Origin of the sequence: Microcoleus sp. AT3-A2, assembly GCF_036705685.1 — a bacterium.
GTDB lineage: Bacteria > Cyanobacteriota > Cyanobacteriia > Cyanobacteriales > Microcoleaceae > Microcoleus.
Genome location: NZ_JAUBVF010000028.1, coordinates 21,422 through 36,953, shown reverse-complemented (window position 1 = coordinate 36,953; position 15,532 = coordinate 21,422). Strand labels below are relative to the sequence as shown.

General features: G+C 46.8%; 13 protein-coding genes and 1 tRNA gene. 6 read left to right on the top strand and 8 right to left on the bottom strand.

Features of this window, described 5'->3' with window-relative positions; translation table 11 throughout:
• Positions 1-203: 203 nt before the first annotated feature.
• The 3 genes from QUB37_RS16900 to QUB37_RS16890 form a co-directional block, all read right to left on the bottom strand.
• Positions 204-1,154, bottom strand: a complete 951-nt coding sequence (locus QUB37_RS16900; protein ID WP_333163988.1) for a PIN domain-containing protein — start codon at positions 1,152-1,154, stop codon at positions 204-206.
• 240 nt (positions 1,155-1,394) lie between these two features.
• On the bottom strand, positions 1,395-2,921 hold the full coding sequence (locus tag QUB37_RS16895) for a site-2 protease family protein (RefSeq protein WP_445300033.1): 1,527 nt from the start codon (positions 2,919-2,921) through the stop codon (positions 1,395-1,397).
• 447 nt (positions 2,922-3,368) lie between these two features.
• Positions 3,369-3,442 (bottom strand) — tRNA-Arg (locus QUB37_RS16890).
• A 945-nt stretch (positions 3,443-4,387) separates the two neighbouring features.
• On the opposite strand from QUB37_RS16890, the gene QUB37_RS16885 reads away from it, so the two are divergent.
• From QUB37_RS16885 to QUB37_RS16875, 3 genes are all read left to right on the top strand, one after another.
• Entirely contained in the window at positions 4,388-5,062 is a 675-nt protein-coding gene (locus QUB37_RS16885) for an Npun_F0813 family protein (RefSeq protein ID WP_333163983.1), read from the top strand.
• Between the two features lie 549 nt (positions 5,063-5,611).
• A complete protein-coding gene (locus QUB37_RS16880; RefSeq protein WP_333163980.1) occupies positions 5,612-6,673 on the top strand; it encodes a hypothetical protein in 1,062 nt (353 codons plus the stop codon).
• Between the two features lie 154 nt (positions 6,674-6,827).
• The gene (locus tag QUB37_RS16875; protein ID WP_333163978.1) at positions 6,828-7,841 is read left to right on the top strand and encodes a hypothetical protein; all 1,014 of its coding nucleotides are present in this window, start codon (positions 6,828-6,830) and stop codon (positions 7,839-7,841) included.
• Between the two features lie 14 nt (positions 7,842-7,855).
• Here the strand turns inward: QUB37_RS16875 and QUB37_RS16870 are convergent, their stop codons facing one another.
• Positions 7,856-8,131, bottom strand: coding sequence for a LapA family protein (locus QUB37_RS16870; RefSeq protein WP_333163975.1), 276 nt, complete (start codon positions 8,129-8,131; stop codon positions 7,856-7,858).
• 373 nt (positions 8,132-8,504) lie between these two features.
• Positions 8,505-9,938 (bottom strand): phosphoglucomutase/phosphomannomutase family protein, encoded by a 1,434-nt coding sequence (locus QUB37_RS16865; RefSeq protein ID WP_333055871.1) that lies wholly within the window; start codon positions 9,936-9,938, stop codon positions 8,505-8,507.
• Positions 9,939-10,176: 238 nt separating this feature from the next.
• Here QUB37_RS16865 and QUB37_RS16860 point away from each other — a divergent pair, with 238 nt between their 5' ends.
• Positions 10,177-10,362 carry a hypothetical protein gene (locus tag QUB37_RS16860; protein ID WP_333163972.1) on the top strand — a complete coding sequence of 62 codons (186 nt, stop codon included), beginning with the start codon at positions 10,177-10,179 and terminating at the stop codon, positions 10,360-10,362.
• Positions 10,363-10,821: 459 nt separating this feature from the next.
• Complete coding sequence (locus QUB37_RS16855; RefSeq protein WP_333163969.1) at positions 10,822-11,916, top strand: hypothetical protein; 1,095 nt, start codon at positions 10,822-10,824, stop codon at positions 11,914-11,916.
• Between the two features lie 81 nt (positions 11,917-11,997).
• Here QUB37_RS16855 and QUB37_RS16850 read toward each other — a convergent pair whose 3' ends face one another.
• From QUB37_RS16850 to nagA, 3 genes are all read right to left on the bottom strand, one after another.
• Positions 11,998-12,390 carry a DUF423 domain-containing protein gene (locus QUB37_RS16850; RefSeq protein ID WP_333163967.1) on the bottom strand — a complete coding sequence of 131 codons (393 nt, stop codon included), beginning with the start codon at positions 12,388-12,390 and terminating at the stop codon, positions 11,998-12,000.
• 200 nt (positions 12,391-12,590) lie between these two features.
• On the bottom strand, positions 12,591-13,277 hold the full coding sequence (gene bchM, locus QUB37_RS16845) for a magnesium protoporphyrin IX methyltransferase (protein ID WP_333163965.1): 687 nt from the start codon (positions 13,275-13,277) through the stop codon (positions 12,591-12,593).
• 208 nt (positions 13,278-13,485) lie between these two features.
• Positions 13,486-14,715 (bottom strand): N-acetylglucosamine-6-phosphate deacetylase, encoded by a 1,230-nt coding sequence (gene nagA / locus QUB37_RS16840; RefSeq protein ID WP_333163963.1) that lies wholly within the window; start codon positions 14,713-14,715, stop codon positions 13,486-13,488.
• Between the two features lie 227 nt (positions 14,716-14,942).
• Here nagA and purE point away from each other — a divergent pair, with 227 nt between their 5' ends.
• Entirely contained in the window at positions 14,943-15,464 is a 522-nt protein-coding gene (gene purE / locus QUB37_RS16835; RefSeq protein WP_333163960.1) for a 5-(carboxyamino)imidazole ribonucleotide mutase, read from the top strand.
• Positions 15,465-15,532 lie beyond the last annotated feature (68 nt).

The following is a 15,532-nucleotide window of genomic DNA, read 5'->3' as shown; positions in this document are numbered from 1 at the left end:
GTGAAGCGTTCATCTTCTGTTGTGATAGTAGCCGTTGAAAATTCCCAGCGGACTCAGGCCAGGAACTCTAAACGTAGCGTACGCCACAAGCAGCTTACCGCTATATTTAGGGTAGCGAACCGATTTGTTAACCAAGCGTGCTATCCCAGTTTCCGAAGGCAGAATTCAGCCGGATCTGAAGGTAGAATTTTCAGCAAACCAGATTATTTAGGGTCGATCGACTTAACAAATTGTTGCACAGGCTGCGGTAGAGCCGGCACAAAAGTCTTTCTAAAACCCCTAACATCGAACACTCGCCACAAAATACCCACCGCTACGGTCAAGAAAAATAACGCTCCCAAAAAATTGAACACAGTAGACAGAAAACCGCTGTCCCTTTTTTTCGGAGGTGTAATATGTTTCATTCGATATACAGCCGGCTCGTAATCTCTCGATTCCTCGCGACTGCGCCGCGGCGTTTTGGGCCGGGAACTCGCACTGCGCTTCTCAGTCAAACCCGTTTTATTAGTTTTAGTAAAACTGCTAGCCGACTTCAATTCAGAAGCGCCGCGCGTCCCCGTTAACTGGCTACCCGAAGTCCCCGTTGTCCCTACAGCAGCATCCTGAATTCTGCTGTTAGAGCGCTGAGTCGATTTGCGTTCGGCGAGGGTACGCATCAAACTTTGCAATTGCTGAGTCGCCGCCGGCGGGCGTTCCCCTTTCCTCGCCCAGTTTAACAGCATCGCCCCGGTAATCCCGCAGAGATTCGTAGCCCCTACAGAAGCCAGCCGCTTCAGCAGAGGCTGGCTGTTGGACACAAAAATCACCAATGCCTCCGGGTGTTCGGTCGCCAAACCATAAACGCACTGAGCCGTGGCAACCACGAGCATTGCTGGCTTGCTTTGATTTTTGATCGAAGGTTCGAGAGCTCGGTGTGTTTCCTGAGCGTCAGTTGCAATCCAGCCGCTGTCGGCAAAAAATCGCATAAATTCTCTAGCTACTTGCTCTTGAGCTTTTTCCACAGCTTGCCCTGTCAGACGATCTATTTCGTCGTACACTACTTCCGGGATATAGCAAGTTCCCACTTTGGAATATTCTTGCCACACTTGGGTTCTGCCAGTCATTAAAACATCTGCATCAAAAGTTACCAATACAGGAGGAAGTTGATTAGCCATGACTTTATCCTATAGGCTCAGATAAGTTATTTAAACTTAATCGATCAAGTTTAAACAAATTTTGGGTTATAAAAAAATCAACTTTTGGTAGTAGATAAATTGCCCTGGGCGGGGGTCTTAATTGGAAATTAGTAGTTAGAAACCCGATCGCCCTTCAGTTACCAGTTTGATCGCTCAATTCTTATATTCCACTAATTTACCGCAACCCAAGAGCCTATTACCAAAGATGCCCGACTACTGCTAGTTCCCGATTCCCAGACGGCCAGCCAAAGCCGGAGTCAAAGGCAACAGGGCAGCAATCATCAAGAACAAAGCTAGCAAACCCAAAGCCGCGCGAGCGTCGTCAGGCTCAGTCAGCTCGTTGAGGCTCGGTCGCTCCAGATTCCGCTGTAAAATCAGAATCACGATCGCCCAATACAGAGCCAAAGGATTAACTAAAGAAACGATGGCTAGCACCACAAAAGTCGCCAAAGTAGCGCGACTAGCTATTTTCCGACCGTAGATGGCTTGCACGATTCTACCCCCGTCCAACTGTCCCGCCGGCATCAAATTAATCGCCGTTATTACCAAGCCCAACCAACCGATAACTACCAGCGGGTGAACGTCAACAATCTGCTGCTGCAACGCCGAACCCAAAACCACTTTTGCCAAAGTTCCCACCAAAACCGAGCCCTTGAAAAATTCTGCGGGAATTTGAAATAAACTGCCGGGGTGAGACAGCAGCAAACCCGTTACCAGCATTAGCACAGAAACTATTCCCCCAGCCGCTGACCCGGCAAAAGCGATGTCAAACAAAACTTTACGGTTGGGCAACAGCGACTCAAAACGGTCGATCGCTCCAAAACAACCTATCTGCAAAGTTGGTATAAAAAACGGCCAACTCAAGCCAACCTTGTACCGATTTGCCAGCACTCGGCGAGCAATTTCCCCAGAGCCTAAAACCGCCCAAATTCCGGCTGCAATTGGCAAAACTTCTAGATATCTAGCCGGCGAGTTAAAGAAATCGAAACCCAGCAGCAAACCGCCTGTTTCCAAGCTGGTAGCAATTGTTGCCAGCAGTAGCACGACTGCTAGGATTTTTTGAGATAGGGTAGTTGACTGCGGGTCGTTGGTGCTGGGCAAGATAATAACTACTGGCTTGTCGTCCTGATTTTCTACTAAAAATAGACGGTAGCGATCGTTTAATCTTTCTTCCAAACTTGCCGTCAAACGTGAGTGTACTTGTTCTGGGTCTCCCCGGAGATTCCCTTTCAAGATTACCCCATCTTGATAGGGAATCGTTTCTGTGGCAAAGAAAGTATCAATTCCAAAGATGCCTTTAATTGCCTTGAGGTCTTCAACTGGAACGGGAATTATTTCTGATTCATTATTCGCAGGCGACGAGGTGACGATCTTAATGGTTTCTGGGCCTGGTGGTCGCTGCGACTCAGGAGCCGAGAAAGCATCGCTTTGGGACTTTACCTCAGCAGCATCCGGCCGCGGCAGCACTGTATCAGATGCAGCCTTACGCAATTGCCGGCCCAGATAAATGTACAATCCCGTGGATGCCACTAGCAGCAACAATACCGCAACTAGATTGAGGTAAATTCCGGCAGCGAACAAACCAAAAAACAGCAGCCAGGGACTCATCAGCGCAACAGACTGCAACCAAGCCAAAATTCCCAGTTTGCCAAAAGGTCTGGCGCGATAAAATCCCCAACCCAGAATTCCCAGAGCGACCAATACGAGCGCAATTGTTGCCGTATTTTCCGATGCAACTATAGGCATTCCGGTTGCTTGCGCCAATAGGGGCTTTAATCGGTCGATCGGGCTGCGGTCGAGTAATAGCATTAAATTTTGGGGAACATGAAATAGAGTTGTTGGGAACATATCCAAACCTGTCGGAAACTAGCCTGATTACTAAGGATAACCTCTGAGGGCTACTCGGCCCACAACCTGCTGCTGGTGCTGTTTGAACATCGCAGGATCTAGGCTATTGACACAATAGACTTTTTATGATACCACATCGGCTGTGGCAAACCTATACTCAGAAAGGTAGCAGTGTCGATCGGTCAGAAGCAGGAAGATTCGCCCGGTTTGGCAGGTGGGGCTTTTGCTTCGGATTTGTTTCGGATGCCCGAATCCGAAACAAATCCGAAGCAAATAAGATCTCAGCCTCTCTTTTCTTGGCGGGATAAAACTGCTGAAACCCTTGATCTCATTAAATTTATGTAACGGGTACGGCAGGACTTGAACCTGCGGCTCGCTGCTTAGAAGGCAGCTACTCTATCCAACTGAGTTACGCACCCAACTCAAAAATCGCTAACAACATTATTGTATCGGTGCAGTGTGCGATCGAGCAAGTAAATTATGTGATGACTTACGCAGAAACCGCTTTGATGTACAAAAATATGGCGTGCAGCGCGATGATTCGGGAAAAAAAACCAAGGTGATGAGAGTGCCTTTGCCTCCAAGACTGTATCTGACAAAAGCTGGAGGGACTCACCTGCAAACAGCACAATTGTAAATTTACAATCAAAACTAGGTAGGACGTGAAGTCGGGTAAAGTATTTAGAGGTCGAGTTGAAACCCCCATATTTGGTCGATCGGATATCTCCCCAAATTAAGACGGAGCTCAGACAGGAAAAGAGTCACAGGTACTTTTTCCAATATCTCTATTAGTTATGTTAACATCCCCTAGTGGCAAAGCCTAAAACGCTGACCGCATTACCGCAAAACCAGAGATCGTCCCCTGCCTGATTTGAGGTATGAGTTGAGCCCGAATGAATAATTTGCTGATATTGAGTTATGTTGGCTAACATTCTACTCGACTTGATATTTCATAAAAATGTGGTAGAACTAGGATTGAAAGACTCAGGTGAAAATCCCTGATGGTACGGAGCCTCTATATAAGCTTCCTCTACGGCATCAAAGCAAAACAGTCAATCGCCCGCTCGGCACGAGCGCTAAAATCAAGCGTTGCCAGTACAGCAGTCGTAAATTGTGCGCGGGGGATTTTCCTTCGTGCATAGATTTATACGCCAAAGCTGAGAGACAATCTCAGCTTAGATATTTGTTAGCATTTGTTAGCAAAAAAGTATCGGAACGCTTGAGGAGAGAACCATCTCTGGGTGATCGGGAGCAATCCTGCTAATTTAAGTGGACTCGCTGAATCAAGAATCCCCTCGCCTTTAGGCATGGGGAGTGTCAAAAGCACAGCACCTCGGCCATGACAGGAGTCAAATCGCAGTGTCATGTTTATTCTGAAACGGCAGGATGTTGAAATAACCAATTTTCAACACCCAAAACGGGATCAACAAATTCCCATTCTCAATTATCAGGGGCAGACTTTTCGCCTGATCAGCGCCTTCAACGGCAAGCAAGCAGAAGACGCCAGAGCCTTGTGGCGGGACTTAACCGACAACCGAGGCAAAGCCTGTGTTCTGCTAGAAGAGCCGGATAGATATAGCGTCTGGGGAAAAGTCCGTTTAGATCAGCTTGCCGGTGAAGAACCGGCAGGGAATGAAGCAGCCAAAGCACCACTGTTCGCGCAGGCTTGTCTGCTGCTGCTCCAAGCTGTTTACTTCGATGTAGAAGACCTCTTAGGCGCAAGGCAAGCCACATCGTTTCAGAAAGATATCGCCAAGGTATTTCAGCAGGGAAACTTCCCCCAGGCAGACTCCCCTGATGCGATAAAAAACTGGCTAACCGTTAGTCCCTTGGAAAATCACAAGGTGCCTCCTTGGCAAGAGCAGCATCTCAAGACCTTATTGCAAGAACTCCACCGCTTGGGCAAATCATATTTTGGCAATACGGACTTCGCGGAGGGAGTGAGCGATGTGCTACAAGATATGCCAGCACCGGATCGGACTCAGTTTCTAGATTGGCTGAAACAATCAGCCCTCAACAAGTTGTGGATCGCAGGATAGAAAATCTGTGACAATTGCTCAGACAATTGGGCCCAGATAAGGGAGCTTAGATAATTGCACTGTAGGGGGTACGCGATATACAGGTTGGATGGCCAACTTGTATTGACCAACCAAATTGTTGATTCGGTTTGGAGGCCACCTATGGTCTGGCAATTTAACTCAGTTTCGATCGCAGTCCCCACCCACAATCATTGATATGAGTGGGGGAGTGTGAAAGCAAAAAAACATATCCCTCAACATTTGAGGGTAGAATTTCCGAGATAGATTGGGTACTGTAAAAGCCTTAAGGGTTGAGACATATACCGTATTTCTATCATTATATTTTCGGATACAAGATCGACTAACAACTAATTCATTGAATTAGTAAATAGATATTATTCTTGCTTAGTCTTTCTAGAGTGTACGAGGGCAAAAGTCCCGACGACACACTGAGGACGCCAGTTATTCCGGAAGCGTCAGATCAAGGTTTTTTGGCGAAAGAATCCTCATCTCGAATCAAAGATTGAGATGGGGTGCGTTCAACCGCTAGTTAGGTCTCGTGGAATCCCTATGAGTAGCACTTCAGAAAAGTCATCTACATCTTCATCTTTACTGTCAGCTCAGACCCTAGTGATTGCGGGCATTGTCTGGGCTGTAATGGCGCTGCTGTTCTTTTTGCTGTTCAGCGTCCCGCTCTCAGCAGAAGAGGGTTTACCTCTTTGGTACTCGATCGGCACTTATATTTTTGAATGCGGAGCATACTTGGGAGCGGCTTTAGTCTGTTTTAGAAACTGGCAAAGCCCGCACATGGTCAGCGGGCGCAACGTCTGGCTGGGCATTGGTCTGGGGATGCTGTTCTATTTCATAGCCGGCGTGCTGTTCGGGATTTGGGAACTGTATTTCGAGTTAGACCCGGACGTGTCTCCTGCAGATGCGTTTTATCTGGGCAGCTATGTGGTCCTGATCGGGGGCATGGTTGTAGCTGTGACTTCCAAGCGACTGAATCTAGAAATTTGGCAGTGGGCTTTGTTAGCGGGAATTGCAGCCTTCGGGATTGCTGTAGCTATTTGGGTTGCTGCACCTGACTCTTGGAGGGCCCAGCTAGGAATGGCTCCGGCAGCCACTCAAGAATTAGTGACAGAATCTGCACCAGCAACCGCTACCACAGGAAGAGCGCCTGCTTTGGACAATTCTTCCAAGATACAACCAAAAGCAGCAGCGACTGATGCTGCATCCGCACCCGAAGAAGAAGAAGCAGAAGCAGAAATCAAAGCTCCGGGATGGGTGATGGCACTTGACAAGCAACTGGCGCCTCACAAAAACGCAATCAATTTGTTTTACATCGTTGGGGACGTTTTTCTGCTGATTATTGCTACTGCATTGCTGCTGGCGTTTTGGGGAGGACGTTTTTCCCAATCTTGGAGAATGATTGCGGCTGCAACTTTTTCGCTTTACATCGCAGATATGTACTTTAAATGGCGCGATACTCAGGCTGAGGGTAGTTATCAAAGCGGCAGTTTGCTGGAAGTCTTTTTTGTTTTCAGCGCCATCCTGTTCGGAATTGGAGCTATCTTGGAACATGACATCTCAACCCGTTCTCGCCAGAGCAGGCGCAGTCGTCGCGCATCCTAGCGATTTGAGATTAGGGTTGCTTTGGCAAGCGATGGGGACGCGAAAGCTGTTTTGCCCTTGTCGGCATCTGTGAGCTTGAAATCGAAAATGAAAAATCACAGTTCGCTAACTGCTAGCCTGGGTCTTTTCACGTCTTTTTGCTGGAAAACTTGGCATGACGCCTACAAAACTCTCCGATTCAGACAAACGCGAACTCATCAGGCTGTACCGACAGTCAAACGAGAATACTGTCACTCTGGCAAAGCGCTACGGAGTGAGCAGTTCGACTGTGAGGCGCATCATTCAGGGGGCTTTGTCGGAGCCGGAATACGAATTTTTAGTGCAGCAAAAACAAAAGCGTTTGTCCGATCGCACAAGTGTTTCTGAACCGACAGAGGCCACTACTGAGCCGTCGGCAGATGGCGAAACCGATCCTGTAGGTGTCCCCCTGTCGGAGTCAGCCCCTGTCCAGCAGTCAGCCTCTAATTCGAGACCGACGATCCGAAAGCGTTCTGGATCAGTCCCTGAACCAGTTGCAGAACTCGAAATTCGAGGGAATGTAGAGTCGGATTTGGATGTTTCTGATGTGCCAGATGCCCAAGCAGCCACTCTTGCCGATCAAAGCCACCGCGCTGTTGTGACTCGTGAACTAAAGGCAATGCTGCCAGCAGAAGGGCTGCTGGCAGGTGAAGACTTTAGCGATTTCGAGGAAGATGATGAGGATGAGGATGAGGATGAGGATGAAGACGATTTAGATGACGACTTCGACGAAGATTTAGACGATGAAGACTCTGTATTTGAAGGCCGTCTCCTGGGTTCACTATCTTCGGGCGAGTCGAGCCTCTTCGATGGCTTCGCTAACGAGCTTCGGGGTACAGGGCTGATTCAAGTTTTGCCTTTAAGCGAAGCATCTCTGCCCAAAATTTGTTATTTGGTAGTCGATCGGGCGGCAGAGTTAATCACCAGGCCTCTAAAAGCTTTTGGCGAACTGGGTCAAATTCCGGCGGCGGAAATTCGCGAGAAAACCCTGGCAGTGTTTGACAATCACCGAGTGGCCCGCCGATTTGCTACTCGCAATCAAAGGGTTTTCAAGATTCCTGACAGCAGTATGCTGCAAAAAGCAGCGCCTTATTTGCGAGCTAAGGGAATTACTCGGCTACTGATTGACGGTCAGGTATATTCCCTCTAAGGGATCAAATTTATTTAATATTGTATGGTGTCGGATTCTTCTGGATTTGCCGGAAATTTAGGACGCGAGTTTTGGGAATCTGAAAGGTTCCACAGCGGTTGCAGTAGCGCACCTCCGATCAGTCCTGCACTCAGGCTCATTGCCAACACTACTCCTACGGGCATTTGTATCGATTGAAAAAAGATAAAATTTAAGGAGACTGGGGCGGCGTTCTGCACTGAAATAATGCCGATCGCGCTTATTAAAATTGCTACTAAAAAACTAATGGCGAGCAGAGGAATTGTTTTCATAAACCGGTTGACAGGCTAGTGATTTAACTTATATACTTGTTTTTATAATCGAAATCTGTGTAAAAATTTTATTTTTGCAAACACCCCATTATTCAATAATATACAATTTTATCGCGATAAAAGTCAAGTAGATTTGGAAAAGATTTATGAATTTTTTAAATTAATTAAAATTTTAACAAACATAAATAAATTTACACTTCCCAAACTTTAACAAATCCCAGTGTATTGCAAATATATAAATGGCCCAGCAGTATCGATGATTAATGTTCAGAGGCTTTGCAAGAGTTATCAAAAAAAATACGTAAGGTGCGCTTCGGCGCACCTCACAATCCCAAGCGCTACGGGAAAAACCCCTGTTGGAATAGGTAGAAAATTAAACAGGTTCTAACTGGGAAATTACCTTTTCCATGTGTTGGGCAACTTGGCTTTCTTTTTCCACAGAATTGGTTTCCATGTAAACGCGCATCAAGGGTTCGGTTCCCGAAGGGCGCAGCAGTACCCAGCCACCGTCTTCAAGATAAAGTTTAATCCCGTCTTTGCGGCCGATTTCCTTAACGCCAATACCTGCTATTTCTGTGGGGGGATTCTTGGTAAAAGATTCCAAAACGGCTGCTTTGTGGGCTTCTTCTAGGTGCAAGTCCAAACGTTTGTTGTACAGGGGGCCGTTGGCTTCTTTAATGGCTTCTTCGACTAGCTGAGAAAGCGGTTTGCCTTCATAGGCGATCGCCTCAGCAACTAGCATATCAGCCAAAATCCCGTCTTTTTCGGGAATGTGACCCAAAACGCTCAAACCGCCAGACTCTTCGCCACCGATGAGCACCGCAGTTTCCCGCATTTTTTCGCCGATGTATTTAAAGCCGACTGCAGTTTCGTAGATTGTTAAACCGTACTTGGCGGCCAAATTGTCCAGCAAGTGGGTAGTTGCGACTGTACGGACGATCGCCCCAGTCAATCCTTTATTCTTAACCAAGTGACGCGCCAGCAGCAACAGTACAGTATTTGGAGTCAAGACATTTCCCAACTCATCAACAATACCAAAGCGATCGCTGTCGCCATCGGTAGCTAAACCCAAATCCGCCGAATCCTTCTTAACAGCTTCCACCAACTCAACTAACTGTTCCCCCTTGGGTTCGGGCATTCCGCCACCAAACAGCACGTCGCGGTAGGTATGAAAACTTTCGACATCGCAGCCGCAGTGTTCCAAAACGCCGTCGAGATAGCCGCGAGAAGTCGAGTAGAGAGCGTCGTACTTCACCTTCAACTTAGCAGAGCGAATCCGCTCCACATCGATCAAAGTATAAAGAAACTTCAGATATTCGGGTTTCGGGTCAAAACTGGAGATTTTATCGTTGTGGCTGCCTTTGGCTGGGGCATCAGAAGCACCAGCAATATTGGCCACAATTGTATCAGTAATTTCCGGGGTGGCTGGGCCCGCGTAGTCGGGGATGTATTTGATGCCACAGTAAGGTGCGGGATTGTGGGAAGCCGTGAACATCAGGGCTCCTGCGGAGTTGAGATGCTTGGCGCTGTAGGCGATGACTGGTGTGGGGCAATCTCGATCGACCACTTTCACCGTCCATCCCAAATCTGCCAATACTTCCGCTGAGGTGCGGGCGAACTCGTCTGCCAGAAAGCGGGTATCGTAGGAGACTAGAACTGGACGGTCTTTGGTGTAAGCGGTTTCTAGGTAACTGGCGATCGCCCGGGTGACTTTTCGCACGTTGGCAAAAGTAAAGTCATGGGCAATCAGTCCCCGCCACCCATCGGTTCCGAACTTAATTTCTGTTGAATTGCTGCTAGCGCTCATTTTATCCACTTCCTCTCGTCCTACTAATCCTACCCGAAGCCATAGCCTTAAAGACGTACTGGCCGTGCTGTTTGTGAGGATTGATCGCCCGTGGGACCTAATAAGCCTAATCCTATCGTTGTAGGGACAGGCTTCCGCCTCCGGCAGAGGACTCGAACCCGCTGGATTTGGCAAAATGTGCGGGCTACCGGGCGAGTCACTCGCTAATTCTGGTTTTGAAGGGTAGGTGGCCGATCGAATGGACAACGATCAATTGCGGGCGATTCCCTACGGGATAGCTTCGCTTCACGGGGAAGCTAAAAAACTGATCCCAAAAAACGGCCCTGGCAATAGCCTTAACGAAATGCACATAAATCTCATCCTAATCTTAAATTTAATTTTTTATTTAGAAAAGCCGATTATTAAATTTGTTAGGGTTTCCTAACAATCGCCCGACTCACAATACATTTCTAATTCAGCTATAGAAATAAATTAACCAAGGTCATCGCTAGATCGTGCTGTAGCCTAGCTTCTTTAAGAAATTAGGGCGATCGACCAAAGCGCTTCAAAACAAAGATAAAGTATTTCAAGCAGCAGTTTTTTTTGAGGCAGATTTGACTTTAATTATCAGATTTTAAGACAAATTAAATTTACTTCTCGTCCTCTTTATAGGTCAAAAAAATAATTAGGATCGCGATCACAGGGTGATGGTGATCGCTCGCACAATAAATAACGTTATTAACGTGCAACTTATAAAAGATGCAGGCAGTCGAGCCAAATGGCTTATAGCTTTAAGCGTAATGGCTGATGACTGTCAGCGTACAAAGGCAGAAAATTGTAGTTAACAACGTTAAAAATTAGGGGATTCGATCGAGTGCGACTTAATAAAAAAACGAGGTTTATCATGACGAGTATTTTACAAATATCTTCAAAATCTTTACCAGCAGCCGACCAACTTCAACACGGTCCAAGTCAGGCGTCCCAAGGTATTACCGGACCCGACACTGACAAACCCCCAAAAGCTCAAGGTGTCAGCGTTTCTTCCTTCGCAGTTAGCTGGGCAAAAAAATATTACAGTACAGTTGCGACACGAGAGAACCAAGCGCCACGTCAAATTCTCCCAAGCCTCGATTTAACTAATTTTGAGGGGAATAGAGCCCCAATAGTTGAAAAATTGACAGATACCCTAAACTTAGCCAGCGAGATAGCTTGGAGTAGAGTAGAAGCTCTTTTAGGGAAACAAATAGAGCGGCACGCGATCGATCCAAGTTTAATTAATTCTTTAGAAATTCCCGGTGATTCTCGCACCTTATATCGGAAAGCAATAGACGCTTATGCGGATAGAGAACCTGTTTTCCGCTTGTCAGTGCTGGTGGGAAAAGATATTATCAAAGTGAGGCGAAAATACTCAGAGACAGATCCGTTAGTGCTGGGATTTGTGACAATGCAGTTTCAATACACTAGCAAAATCTTGTTAGGATGTCTTTCGGAGTCAGAGCGAGCGGAATTTGCGCCATACTTAAAAGTTGTAGACGACTACCTGCACATTCCCTACGGAGAGATTAACGAGGCTGCGGCGAATCAACCCCCGAATTCAAGAGCTCTATTAGCCGTTCAGCATTTGTTGCAGCACACGACTCAGATTGCTAGTGCAGTGTACGATCGAGCTAGTGCCCAGCATCAAGGATACCGCAGCAGCAGCGGGTATTTGAACGATCGCGAGGTAAAAATTTCTGGTATTCGGGATGTCGAGATTTTTCAAAGCTATTTGTGCTGGTGCGTTTTGGAAGGTAGCATTCACCCGGTACAACAAGAATTGTTTCCAATTTGCGTGATGTTGTACCCGAAACTTCATGTAAGTTGGGAGTTAGTGCAGGATATGCTGCTGATTTTGTTTTGGGAAATATGCGAGCGGCTTCCTGCTGAAGATTTAACGGTATTTGTACCTTACTTGCGTACTTTGACAGAGCTGTTTTCCAGGGATGTGTTTGATAATTAGGGAATTGGGCATCGGGCATAGGGCATGGGGTCGAAAAGCGGAACTCTCGCGGAGGGATTTGGCATAGGGAATTGCCAATCTCTATTTAAAACTAAAAGCTGCGACTGCCAAACATCCCCAACCAACAATAAAAGCAACTCCGCCCAGCGGGGTAATTGCACCCAGCCATTTGATGTCGCTCAAACTCAGGGCGTACAAACTGCCTGAAAAGATGATAGTGCCGGCAATAAAAGCCCATCCAGCCACTGCAAAAAAGGTTTGAGACTCTTGGGCGTGGCTCAAGAGTAAAGCGACGAGTAATAGAGCCAGGGCATGGTACATTTGATATCGGGCGCCGGTCTCAAAAATGGTTAAAGCTCGATCGCTCAATTGATTTTTCAAAGCGTGGGAGGCGAAAGCACCGCCTGCAACGGATAAACCTCCGAATACGGCTGCTGTTGCTATGAAAATGCGCGTTAGGATTAGCGTTGACATATTTGTTTAATTGGTAATTTGATGCGAGCCGGTCAACCGCAGATATAAGGCAGATGCAACGCAGATACACGCAGATAATTTCATTCTGATGAAAGCTGCGAAATGCAATGCAAGTCTATTACTTTAAATCGGCGAAGGAAAGGTGCGTGGCGCGCACCCTACGTTTATAAGAAAGTCGCTTTTTAACGGATATTTTTACCCTATTTGCGAACTGCTTCCAGCAACCTAGAATAGTAAAAGCTAGTGCTATTCATGGCTGTTCTGTTAATAACAAAGCCGTTGGTTTCTAGGATTTTGATAATATCAGCTTCGCGGTGCTGGTAAGCCCGGGTAGTTTTGCTGGGCCCTGGGAAAAGCTCACCAAATTTTTTGAGGGCGGTAAGTGCTAAGGTTTTGGGGGCAAAACTAAGAATTAGTCGCGATTCGGCGATCGAACTTAGGTGAGCGATCATTTCAGCAGCCTTATTTTGAGGATAGTGGATTAGCACATCCAAACAAATCACTGTGTGAAATTTGCCGGTTAAAGCTTCCAAATCTTGGGCGGCGAAGGAGATGTTGTAGAGCTTGCCGGGAACTGCTGTCGATCTATCGTAAGCTTCTGCTACCATTTTTTCTGAGATATCGCTAGCGCAAACAATTGCCCCAGCGTCAGCCAGAGGAATGCTCAGAGATCCTACACCGCAGCCGGCATCGCAGACACAAAGCCCGGATAAATTCCCGTCAGCTTGCAGCCATTCGATGACTGTATCCACCGTTTTCTGGTGCCCGGTGCGGATGTCTAGCTGAACTTTATTGACTTTGCCGTCGCCGTAAATTCGCTGCCACCGATCGAATCCCGTCGAGTTAAAATACTGTCTAACTATAGTCTTGTCGTCTACCAAATTCATCGATCTGCCTGCTGCTGAGTTATTGCCAACGGTTAGACATTATATAGCAATCCGGTTCGGAAAATGTGCAAATTGCAACAACCTATTTTAGATTTGCGATTTTAGATTTTAGATTAAAACGGCACATCTAAAATCTAAAATTGATCGGGTAATACCCGTTCGCACATTCCCACTTCATCAATTCTTTAATTTAAAATAGTAAAACAGGTTAAAAGAGTCGATGCCAAGTCAATTGCTTTGTCGCAGCATTTAAATGCCAGCGCAACAATTGAGTTGCCTGTTTTCCAATAATTCCCGAAATTCCGATCGCCCTTCTTGGAGATTCAGTTGCCAGGGCGATCGCACTTTCGGCATCGCAAATTCCCCACTCCACCAAATTCTGAACTCCCGCCAACAGCGGCAGAGTTGTACCTGCCAAAGTAGCAGATTCCAGGGGCGAGTGGTAATCTAATCTTACCCAAGCTGTACCTTTTCTGACTTCAATTTGTCGGGAATCCCAAGGATAAACACCGTCAGGCAAACCCAAAGGAGCCAAAGCATCGCTCACTAAAAAAACGCCTTTTTGATACCTACCAGCGCGTAGCAAAAAATCAATCATTGTCGGAGAAACGTGCTTGCCGTCGGCAATTAAACCGCATTTTACGCCCGGATAAACAATCGCCGCTCCCAATAAACCCGGTTCTCGGTGGTGCAAACTCGGCATCGCATTAAAAGCGTGAGTTACCATTGAAGCTCCCCGCTCAAATGCTTGCTGTGCCTGCTCAGCCGTCGCTTGGGAGTGTCCAAGACTGACGGAAATTCCCAAACTTTGCAAATAGGAAATGACTTCGCCAGTGCTGTCTAACTCCGGCGCTAAAGTAATTATTTTGACAATATCGGCACAATCTCCTAAAACTCGCTTGACATTTTCTATAGTTAGCGGTAACAAAAACTCAACTGGGTGAGCGCCTCGCTTCAGGGGGTTGAGAAAAGGGCCTTCGAGATGAACGCCGAGAATTTCCGCTGTTTTGGGTTTAATTCTTGCGCGATCGGCGGTTTGTACAGTGCGGATATAATCAGCTATAGTCGAGAGCGATCGCCTAAACTTATCCAGCGAAGTTGTCACCAAAGTCGGCAAAAAAGCATCGACTCCCTGATTCCACAAAAATTGACAAATTTTTGGCAAAATTTCAATATGCTTGTTTTCTAAATCGGGAAAAGCAAAACCCATGGCGCCGTTAATCTGCAAGTCAACACCGCCTAGAGAAAGCCAATCGCCTGCTACATCAAGCACTTGCAAATCGGGAGGACAAATCCGTTTAAATACAGCGTCCATTGGCCAAACTTCTTGAATGATGCCCGTTTCGTCAACAGCAAGCATCTGCAAATCCTTGCAACCGGGGAGGCGAACATTGAGAATATCTGTGCGGGCGGCAGGTGGGGTTGTGGCTTCAGTCATCCGATTTTAGATTTTAGATTTTAGATTTAATATTCGCTACGGATAAATCCGGTGGCTGTCGATGAGGAGGGGGAGCTTTTTGCTTTTTGCTGGCTGCAGAGCTGCTCAGACGGGGGCTTGTGGCAAAATTGCTTTTAAGGGTCAGTTTTGGTACAAAATATCTAAATTTGAGTTAACGCAATCATTTAAAATTAGCATTTATCTGAAATCTCAAATCTGAAAATTTTATGAATCAAGCGACAGTTGGAATTATCATGGGTAGCGATTCGGATTTACCAACCATGAAAGATGCGATCGCAGTTTGCGAAGAATTCAGTGTTGCTTGCTCCGTGGCGATAGTCTCGGCGCACCGGACCCCTGAGCGCATGGTGGAATATGCCCAAACCGCTCACCAACGAGGCTTGAAAGTCATTATCGCAGGTGCCGGGGGAGCGGCGCACCTCCCAGGTATGGTAGCATCTTTAACCCCCTTGCCAGTAATTGGGGTGCCTGTACCGAGTCGGCACCTGCAAGGGATAGATTCGCTGTACTCGATCGTGCAAATGCCAGCCGGGATACCCGTAGCAACAGTGGGGATCGGCAACGCTAAGAATGCTGGCTTGCTGGCAGTTCAGATACTGGCAGCTCATCAGCCGGAATTGCTAGAGCGAGTTTTGCATTACCGCAAAACTTTGTCCGAATCTGTACTGAAAAAACAAAATCAACTAGAAGAGCTAGGCTATCATAACTATCTCAATCTCAACAAATAATCCATAAACTTTTGTAGTAAGATTGGAAAGTTTTCCGAATATTGCTGAGCTTACTAGCCGTAAAGAGG

Excerpts from the sequence above, each read along its gene's own strand:
- QUB37_RS16870 (WP_333163975.1), bottom strand. The coding sequence starts at position 8,131 with ATGAAAACAATTCCTCTGCTCGCCATTAGTTTTTTAGTAGCAATTTTA.
- QUB37_RS16900 (WP_333163988.1), bottom strand. The coding sequence starts at position 1,154 with ATGGCTAATCAACTTCCTCCTGTATTGGTAACTTTTGATGCAGATGTT.
- bchM (WP_333163965.1), bottom strand. The coding sequence starts at position 13,277 with ATGAATTTGGTAGACGACAAGACTATAGTTAGACAGTATTTTAACTCG.
- QUB37_RS16885 (WP_333163983.1), top strand. The coding sequence starts at position 4,388 with ATGTTTATTCTGAAACGGCAGGATGTTGAAATAACCAATTTTCAACAC.
- nagA (WP_333163963.1), bottom strand. The coding sequence starts at position 14,715 with ATGACTGAAGCCACAACCCCACCTGCCGCCCGCACAGATATTCTCAAT.
- QUB37_RS16895 (WP_445300033.1), bottom strand. The coding sequence starts at position 2,921 with ATGCCTATAGTTGCATCGGAAAATACGGCAACAATTGCGCTCGTATTG.
- purE (WP_333163960.1), top strand. The coding sequence starts at position 14,943 with ATGAATCAAGCGACAGTTGGAATTATCATGGGTAGCGATTCGGATTTA.
- QUB37_RS16875 (WP_333163978.1), top strand. The coding sequence starts at position 6,828 with ATGACGCCTACAAAACTCTCCGATTCAGACAAACGCGAACTCATCAGG.
- QUB37_RS16855 (WP_333163969.1), top strand. The coding sequence starts at position 10,822 with ATGACGAGTATTTTACAAATATCTTCAAAATCTTTACCAGCAGCCGAC.
- QUB37_RS16850 (WP_333163967.1), bottom strand. The coding sequence starts at position 12,390 with ATGTCAACGCTAATCCTAACGCGCATTTTCATAGCAACAGCAGCCGTA.
- QUB37_RS16865 (WP_333055871.1), bottom strand. The coding sequence starts at position 9,938 with ATGAGCGCTAGCAGCAATTCAACAGAAATTAAGTTCGGAACCGATGGG.
- QUB37_RS16880 (WP_333163980.1), top strand. The coding sequence starts at position 5,612 with ATGAGTAGCACTTCAGAAAAGTCATCTACATCTTCATCTTTACTGTCA.
- QUB37_RS16860 (WP_333163972.1), top strand. The coding sequence starts at position 10,177 with ATGGACAACGATCAATTGCGGGCGATTCCCTACGGGATAGCTTCGCTT.